General features: G+C 74.2%; 7 protein-coding genes. 2 read left to right on the forward strand and 5 right to left on the reverse strand.

Annotated features, from left to right (window positions below):
• The 5 genes from GTW67_RS03065 to GTW67_RS03085 form a co-directional block, all read right to left on the reverse strand.
• Nucleotides 1-778: transketolase family protein (locus GTW67_RS03065; RefSeq protein WP_524539738.1), on the reverse strand; the 778-nt coding region annotated here is incomplete at its 3' end.
• 101 nt (nt 779-879) lie between these two features.
• Nucleotides 880-1,569, reverse strand: a complete 690-nt coding sequence (locus GTW67_RS03070) for a thiamine pyrophosphate-binding protein (RefSeq protein WP_161163245.1) — start codon at nt 1,567-1,569, stop codon at nt 880-882.
• A gap of 154 nt (nt 1,570-1,723) precedes the next feature.
• Complete coding sequence (locus tag GTW67_RS03075; protein WP_161163240.1) at nt 1,724-2,428, reverse strand: HAD family hydrolase; 705 nt, start codon at nt 2,426-2,428, stop codon at nt 1,724-1,726.
• Between the two features lie 55 nt (nt 2,429-2,483).
• Entirely contained in the window at nt 2,484-3,518 is a 1,035-nt protein-coding gene (locus tag GTW67_RS03080; protein ID WP_161163241.1) for a ScbA/BarX family gamma-butyrolactone biosynthesis protein, read from the reverse strand.
• 546 nt (nt 3,519-4,064) lie between these two features.
• A complete protein-coding gene (locus tag GTW67_RS03085) occupies nt 4,065-5,849 on the reverse strand; it encodes a SpoIIE family protein phosphatase (RefSeq protein WP_161163242.1) in 1,785 nt (594 codons plus the stop codon).
• A gap of 285 nt (nt 5,850-6,134) precedes the next feature.
• On the opposite strand from GTW67_RS03085, the gene GTW67_RS03090 reads away from it, so the two are divergent.
• Together GTW67_RS03090 and GTW67_RS36835 are read left to right on the forward strand one after the other, a co-directional pair.
• Entirely contained in the window at nt 6,135-7,700 is a 1,566-nt protein-coding gene (locus GTW67_RS03090) for a Re/Si-specific NAD(P)(+) transhydrogenase subunit alpha (RefSeq protein ID WP_161163243.1), read from the forward strand.
• 5 nt (nt 7,701-7,705) lie between these two features.
• A partial coding sequence (locus GTW67_RS36835) for an NAD(P)(+) transhydrogenase (Re/Si-specific) subunit beta (RefSeq protein WP_202436757.1) occupies nt 7,706-7,838 on the forward strand: 133 nt, incomplete at its 3' end.

The following is a 7,838-nucleotide window of genomic DNA, read 5'->3' on the forward strand; positions in this document are numbered from 1 at the left end:
TCAGCGCCTCGGACACCTCGGCGGCGGAGGTGCCCGCGAGATACGGCTCGGCCAGCACCACGTCCGGCGCCGTGAGCGTGGCGCGCAGCGTCGCGCCGTCGAAGGGGCGCACCCACGGCGCGTACAGCACGGTCACGTCCAGTCCCTCGACCGCGGCCAGCACCGCGTCGGCGAGCGGCCCCACCGCGACCACCGTGCCGCGTGCACCCCGACGCAGGACGACGAAGCCGTCCTCCCCGTGCCACAGCGGCCGTTCGTTGGCCTCGGTGGACAGCCGGACGTAGTCCCAGCCGTCGCCGCGCGCGGCGACGCGCAGCTGCGCCTCCGCCTCGTCGGCGTGCCCGGGTACGTGGATGTTCCAGTCCTCCAGCGTGGACAGCAGCGCCACATCGGCGGGCGACTGGTGGGTCCGCCCGTCCACGGCGAGGTCGTAGGAGGCACCCGCGCTGACGAGGACCGCCCCGGCCCGCTGGTGGGTCAGCCCGATCTTGATCTGCTCGAAGGGGCGTTCCACGAGGAAACTGGAGAAGGTGTGGGCGATGGGCCGCAGTCCGGCCATCGACAGCCCACCGGCTATGTCGATCATGAGTTGCTCGCGGATGCCGACGTTGACGAACCGCGGGTGCTCCCGTGCGCCGGGCGGCAGTTTGTCCCAGGTGATGTCGGCGAACACGGCCGCGGTGCGCGGATCCGCCTCGACGAGGTCGGCGATGACGGCGGCGAACCGCTGCCGCATGGCGTTGATGTCGGCGAACCGCTGCTCCCAGGTGAGGACCACGGTGTCTTCCTCCTCGGTGTCGAAGGCCGTCGTGACGGCCGGTCGGACCGGGCACCGGCGGCCGTACCGCGGTGCCCGGTCCCGGTCGGTCGGGGGGACGGTCAGTCGGGGACGGCGGTGCCGCCCGGTCCGTCGTCCGGCGTCCGGGGCAGGCCGTCCTTGCGTTCGACCTCGGCCACCACCACCAGCGGGGCACCGGGATGCGGGGCGCGGAACGCCTCCTCCAGGGCCCGGTGGTCATGTCCGTCGGCCCTGCGCACGGTCCAGCCCTCCAGGGCGAACCGGGCCTCCACGCCGCCCGGCCACCCGATGCTCGCCGACTGGTTGTCGATCACCACCGCGTGCAGCCGTTCCAGTCCCGCGCGGCCCGCGAAGGCGATGGCCTCGTGGTTGGACCCCTCGTCCAGTTCCGCGTCGCCCAGCAGCACCCACGTGGCGACCTCGTCCAGCCCTCGCGCACGCAGGCCCAGCGCGGTGCCGGCGGCCAGCGGCAGCCCGTGCCCCAGGGAACCGCTGGCCATCTCGACACCGGGAACCAGCTCTCGGTCGGGGTGGTAGCCGAGCACCGAGTCGAAGTCACCGTAGCGGGACAGCAGATCCGGGCTCAGGAACCCCTTGGCGGCCAGGACCGCGTAGTACGCCATGGGTCCGTGCCCCTTGGACAGGAAGAACCGGTCGCGGCGCTCGTCGTCCACCCGGCGCGGACCGATGCGCAGGACGCGGTCGTACAGCACCCACAGCACGTCCAGGGTGGACGCGGACGACGGCTGGTGCTTCTCGTCGCCGGTCATCAGACCCACCAGCGCGTCGAGGTCGTGGTAGCCGAACGGGGTCCGGGGCGCGTCCAGGGGTGGCCGCGGGGCGGTGAGTGCGGTGCGGCTGCGGACGGGAACGGTCACGGGACACCTCCTGTGGTCGGGGCGGCGGACGGCGCGGGGCGGTGGCTCATCGGGACAGGTCCCACAGCGTGCCGTCACCGAGACGGTGGTCGACGTCCCACAGGACGTCGAGGGTGATCTCGTCCAGCTTGTCGACCGTGTGACGCACGCCCGTCGCGGCCATCTGCGCGCGCTGGAAGTTGTGCGGCATGCTCGCGGGCACACCCACGAACCCCGCGCCCAGGGCCTTGGTCACCTCCGCGACCCGGTTGATGTCGTCGATGAAAAGGACCTGGTCGTACCGGTAGCCGAAGACATCGGTGACGATCTCCTTCACACCGGGCCGGAAGGGATTGACGTCCACGTAGGGCGTCTCGGCGTCGAAGTAGCCGGCGAGGTGCCCGAGGAAGCGGTCGAAGGAGTACGAGCGTTCACGGCCGCCGTAGCTGGTGACCCGGACACCCGTGGAGCGCAGCAGCTCCAGCAGCCCCTCGGCGCCGGGCGTGACCTGCACCGGATGTTCCTGGAGATAGCGGTCGCGTTCCTGGAAGAACTCGGTCATCACGTCCTGCGCAGAGCAGGGCAGCCTGCACTCCAGCGCCATGAACTGCCCGGCGGCGAGCTGCGGAGAGCCCCATACCGCACGTTCCAGCTCCGGGGTGTAGCGCCCCCCGTGCCGGGTGACGAAGCGTTCGATGACCGGGCTGTAGGTGTCGTTGAACAGGACGCCGTCGGTGTCGAGGGCGACGAGGCGCAGGGAGTCGAACTCCATGGCGAACTCCTGTGGTTGTCGTGGACCGGGGTGGGTGATCGGTGGGCGTGGACGGTCAGGCGCGTGCGGCGGCGTCCCCGTCGGCGCCCGGCGGCGACGTGGGCGCGGTGCCGGCCGTGAAGGACGCCTCGGCGGGAGTCCTGCCGTTCTGGGCGAACGTCACCCGGACGCCGAGGGCCCCGTTCGTGCCGTCGGCGGGCTCGGGCCGGTGGGCGGTGACGGTCAGCGGCGCGTCCAGTTCGGCGTAGGCGCTGAACTCCGCCCGGAGGCCGCCCATCCGCCAGTCGGCCGCCGGGTGGCCCCCGAAGCGGGCCAGCGCCACGAGCGCGGCCTGCCGTCCGGCCTCCAGCAGCACCATGCCGGGCACGTGGTCCTGGGCGTGGTCGAAGAGACTCGGGTGGTCACCGGCCACCCGCATGCGTGCCCGCACGGCGTCGCCGTCAGTCCGTACGTCGAGCAGGACGACGTTGTCCGCGGACTTCCGGGCCACCTCGGCGGGCGGGGCGGGAACACCGTCGGGCCGCCCGCCGTACTCCCGGGAGCTGGGCAGGGCCGAGCCGTCGCGACGGGCGCGCATGGCCCGGTACACGGCGTCCGGCACGTAGCGCACGCGCATCCGCACCTCGCCGGCGGGCGCGCCGTTCACGGACAACCGCATCCGGTAGGCCAGGGCCCGCAGGGCGTCGCCCCGCCGCTCGGCGTCGTGCGTGGTGGCTTCGATCACCAGCTCCGCGCCCGCCGGGACCGGCTCGCCGGCTGCCGGCTCCAGCGCGAGCGACCAGTCGACGAGGACGAACTTCGTGTCCGCCGGCACACCGAAGTACTCGTGCGCCGCGTAGGTCTCGGCCTGGCGGCAGCATTCGAGGAGCAGGAGTGGATCGGCCGCCCGCGGACGCGCGTGGTCCGTCCAGTACGGGTGCGCCCACGGCAACACGGCCCTGGCCGTGAAGCTCCCGTCCGGCCCCGGAACGGCGGAACCGAGGAACACCTCGGACGACGAATGCCGGTGCACGCTCTCGCGCGGCACCGTGGGCGGGGTCCGCCGGGCGTCACCGCCCACCGCGGTGAGCGACCGCAGGGTCACGGACATCGGGCTCTCCTCTCGGCCGGGTGCGTGTACTGCCACCGTGGCCGCCCCGCCTCATCACCGGGTCACACCGCCATCACGTCCGGCGGCGGGGTCCGGCCGCGGGCTCCGCCGGGAGACCGGCGCTCTCCGCGTCGGGCTCGGCCCGCTCCTCGGCCCGGGGCCGCCGGGCCCGGCCCGCGGACGGTCCGGTGGGGCTGCTCCGCCCATCACCAGTACGCACCGCGGTCACGTCCACCGGTGGGGTCCGGCGGGAGCCCCGCACCCTCCTGGCCCGGCCCGCGTCCTGCCCGGCGGGCAGACGGGCCCGGCCGGTCTGTGTCCCAGCTCGGCCGACGTCGCGTCTCGTCCGACGTCCCGGATCGACCGGTGTGCCGGCTGGTCCGACGTCCCGGCTCGGCCCGCGGACGGTCCAGACTGTCGAGGCCGGGCTCGCGCGCCGGGCCGAGGGCGGCGAAGGGGACGTCCCGGTCGGCCTGGGCCCGGCCGGGGCCTGTCGGCGACCCGGGCGGGGGAGGTGCGCCGCGCACGCGCGGCGGTTCGCGGGCCTCACCGCACGGGAGGCACGCTCCCGCCCCGCGTCGGCAGGTCCTGTTCCGCCCAGACCACCTTGCCGGCCGGCGTGCGGCACGAACCCCAGCGGCGGCACAGCATGTTGATCAGTTGCAGCCCGCGCCCGCTCTCGTCGCTCACGTCGGCGTGCTGGATCTGCGGCAGGTCGGGGCCGGTGTCGGACACCTCCACCGACAGCCGCTCGTGCCGCAGCAGCCGCAGCTCGCCGGGCGCGTTCCCGTAGCGCAGGGCGTTGCCGACCAGCTCGCTGACCACCAGCTCCGTCGTGTCGACCAGATCCTGGAGCCCCCACTTCTCCAACTGCTCACGCACCGCCGCACGGGCCTGCCCCGCCGCCGTGCCGTCCGGCGGCAGCGACCGTACGAACACGTCGCCCTCGGGACCGAGCGGCCGGGCGGCCGCCACGAGGACGATCGCGTCGTCCGCCCGGTCCCCGCCGACCCGCTCGGTGATCGCCCGGCACACCGTGCCGTCCTCGGGCACCCCGTCGCCGACCGCCCGGCGCAGCCGCTCCAGCTGCGTGTCCAGACCGGCGGTGCGCGACCTGATCAGCCCGTCCGTGTACAGCGTCAGCCGCCCCCGCACGGGCATCGGGCAGTCGACCGGGTCGTACGGGATCACCCCGGTGCCCAGCGGCGCCCCGGCGGGCACGTCCACGAACGACGTCGTGCCGTCCGGCCCGGTCAGCAGGGGCGGCGGATGACCGGCGCTGGCGATGCGGAAGGTGCCGTCGTACGGGTCGTGGACCGCGCACAGACAGGTGGCGACCTGGTCCTCCTCCAGGTCGCGGGCGGCCAGGTCCAGCCGGGCCAGCAGCCGCTCGGGCGCGATGTCCAGGGCCATCAGGGTGCGGGCCACCGTCCGCAGCCGGCCCATGGTCGCGGCGGCCGCCAGCCCGCGCCCCATCACGTCGCCCACCATCAGCGCCGTACGGCCGCTGGGCAGCGCGACGACGTCGAACCAGTCGCCGCCCACGGCCGCCGGATCAGCGGCGGGGACGTAGCAGGACGACACGTCGAGACCGGGCGTGCTCGGGCTGGTCCGGGGCAGCAGCGCCCGCTGCAACGTGACCACGTGCTCGCGCTCGCGCCCGTAGAGCCGCGCGTTGTCGATGTACAGGGCGGCCTTGGACGCCAGCTCCATGGCCAGCGCCACGTCGGCGCGGGTGAACGGGGCCCGGCTGCCGGTCCGGATGAAGTCGACCAGCCCCAGCAGCACCCCGCGGGCGATCAGCGGCACCGCCAGATACGCGTGCACACGCGCCCGGTGCATGAGGTCGGCCGCCTCGGCGCTGGGGGCCACGGCGGCGTGGTCGGCCCGCGTCATCCGGGTCAGCAGCACCGGCTTGCGGGAGGTCAGGCAGGTCTGCCCCAGCCGGTCGGCGGTGTGCACGGACAGCTCGCCCACCGGGTCAGGCGCGAGGTGCAGCCCCTCGATCTGCGACACCGCCATGGCCCGCAGCTCGAGCGCGCCCGGGCCCCGGAAGCGGTCGCCCTCCTGGAACCGCAGCACCGAGTCCAGCAGATCGACCGCGCACCCGTCCGCCAGCTCGGGCACGGTGAAGTCGGCCAGTTCCCTGGCCGTGTCCTGGAGGTCGAGCGTGGTCCCGATGCGCATCCCGGCCTCGTTCAGCCAGGCCAGCCGGCGGCGCGCGCCCAGCGCCTCGGTGACCGGCCGCAGCGCGGCCCGCAGCGTGCGGTGCCCGCCGACGAAGGGGTCCGGAGGCCGTCGCCCTCCACGCCGCCGCTGTCGTTCCCGCACGCGTCGCCTCCTCCCACGGCCTCGTGGAACCGATTCTGCCCCTCCCACCGCCCACCGCGCCTGTCCGGTCGGCGAAAGCCGGGTAAGCCCTCGGTCGACGGCGGGACCGGGCGGGTGCCGTCGAGTGAGACGCGCCACGGACGCACGGGTCTGCGGGGGCGCCTGCGACGGGTAGGTTCCAACGGCCGCGCCCACCGGGAAGGGGGCCGATGGACACCCACTGAACGCGGACATCCCGTCACATTCCCTGCGAGGCACATTCCCTGCGAGGAGAGAGCACGAGACATGTCTTCACGTGAATCCGCGCACCACCCACCACAGCGCATCGGCGTGGTGGCCGAGTCCGCCCCCGGGGAGACGCGCGTAGCGGCGACCCCCACGACGGTCCGACGGCTGCTCGGCCTCGGCTACGAGGTCGTGGTGGAACCGGGGGCCGGCGAGGCCTCCGGCTTCAGTGACCGGTCCTACCTCGACGCCGGCGCCGGGACCGGCGAGGCCTGGACCGCCGACGTCGTCCTCAAGGTGACCGCCCCCTCCGAGGAGGAGGTCACCCGGCTGCGCCCGGGCACCACCCTGGTCGCCCTGCTGTCCCCGGCACAGCGGCCCGAGCTGCTGCGGGCGCTCGCCGGCGCCGGGGTGACCGCTCTGGCGCTGGACGCGGTGCCGCGCATCTCCCGGGCGCAGTCGATGGACGTGCTGTCGTCCATGGCGAACATCGCCGGGTACCGGGCGGTCATCGAGGCCGCCCACGCCTTCGGCCGGTTCTTCACCGGCCAGGTCACCGCGGCGGGCAAGGTGCCGCCGGCCAAGGTGCTCGTGGCCGGCGTGGGGGTGGCCGGTCTGGCGGCGATCGGCGCCGCCTCCAGCCTCGGCGCGGTCGTCCGGGCCACCGACCCGCGGCCCGAGGTCGCGGACCAGGTGAAGTCCCTCGGCGGCGAGTACCTCCCGGTGGCCGTCGCCCAGGAGGCGAGCACCGACGGATACGCCAGGGCGACCACCGCCGACTACGACCGTGCCGCGGCCGCGCTCTACCACGAGCAGGCGCGGGACGTGGACGTCGTGATCACCACCGCGCTGATACCGGGCCGGCCGGCCCCGCGCCTGCTCACGGCCGAGGACGTGGCCGTCATGAAGCCGGGCAGCGTCGTCGTCGACATGGCCGCCGCCCAGGGCGGCAACGTCGAGGGCACCGTGCCGGGGCGCACGGTCGTCACCGGCAACGGCGTCACCCTCATCGGCTACACCGACCTCGCCTCCCGGCTGCCCGCCCAGGCGTCGCAGCTGTTCGGCACCAACCTGCTGAACCTGCTGAGACTGCTCACGCCCGGCGAGGACGGCCGGCGGGTGATCGACTTCGACGACGTCGTGCAGCGGGCCGTGACCGTGGTGCGGGACGGCGAGATCACCTGGCCGCCCCCGCCCGTGGCGGTCTCGGCGGCGCCCGCCCCGGAACCCGCGCGCCCGGCCGCCGAACCGGCCCCGCCCGGGACCGGACGGCCCGGACGGACACCCGCGGCCCGCCTCGGCGCGCTCGGGGCCGGCATGCTCGCCCTGTTCCTGCTGGTGGCCTTCGCTCCCGCCCAACTCGCCGAGAACCTCACCGTGTTCGCGCTGGCGGTGGTGATCGGCTACTACGTCATCGGCAAGGTGCACCACGCGCTGCACACCCCGCTGATGTCGGTGACCAACGCGATCTCCGGCATCGTCGTGATCGGCGCCCTGCTCCAGATCGGGCACGAGAGCAGGATCGTCACCGCGCTGTCCTTCGCGGCGATCCTCCTGGCGAGCGTCAACATCTTCGGAGGCTTCGCCGTCACCCGCCGCATGCTGTCCATGTTCTCGAAAGGCTGAGCCGGATGACCTCCATGACGGCCTCTCACGCTGCCGACCTGGTCGCCGCCCTGCTGTTCATCCTCAGCCTGGCGGGCCTGTCCCAGCACCGCACCTCGCGCGCCGGCGTCGTCCAGGGCATCGCCGGCATGGCCCTCA

The organism is Streptomyces sp. SID5910, from assembly GCF_009862125.1.
Classification (GTDB): Bacteria; Actinomycetota; Actinomycetes; order Streptomycetales; family Streptomycetaceae; genus Streptomyces.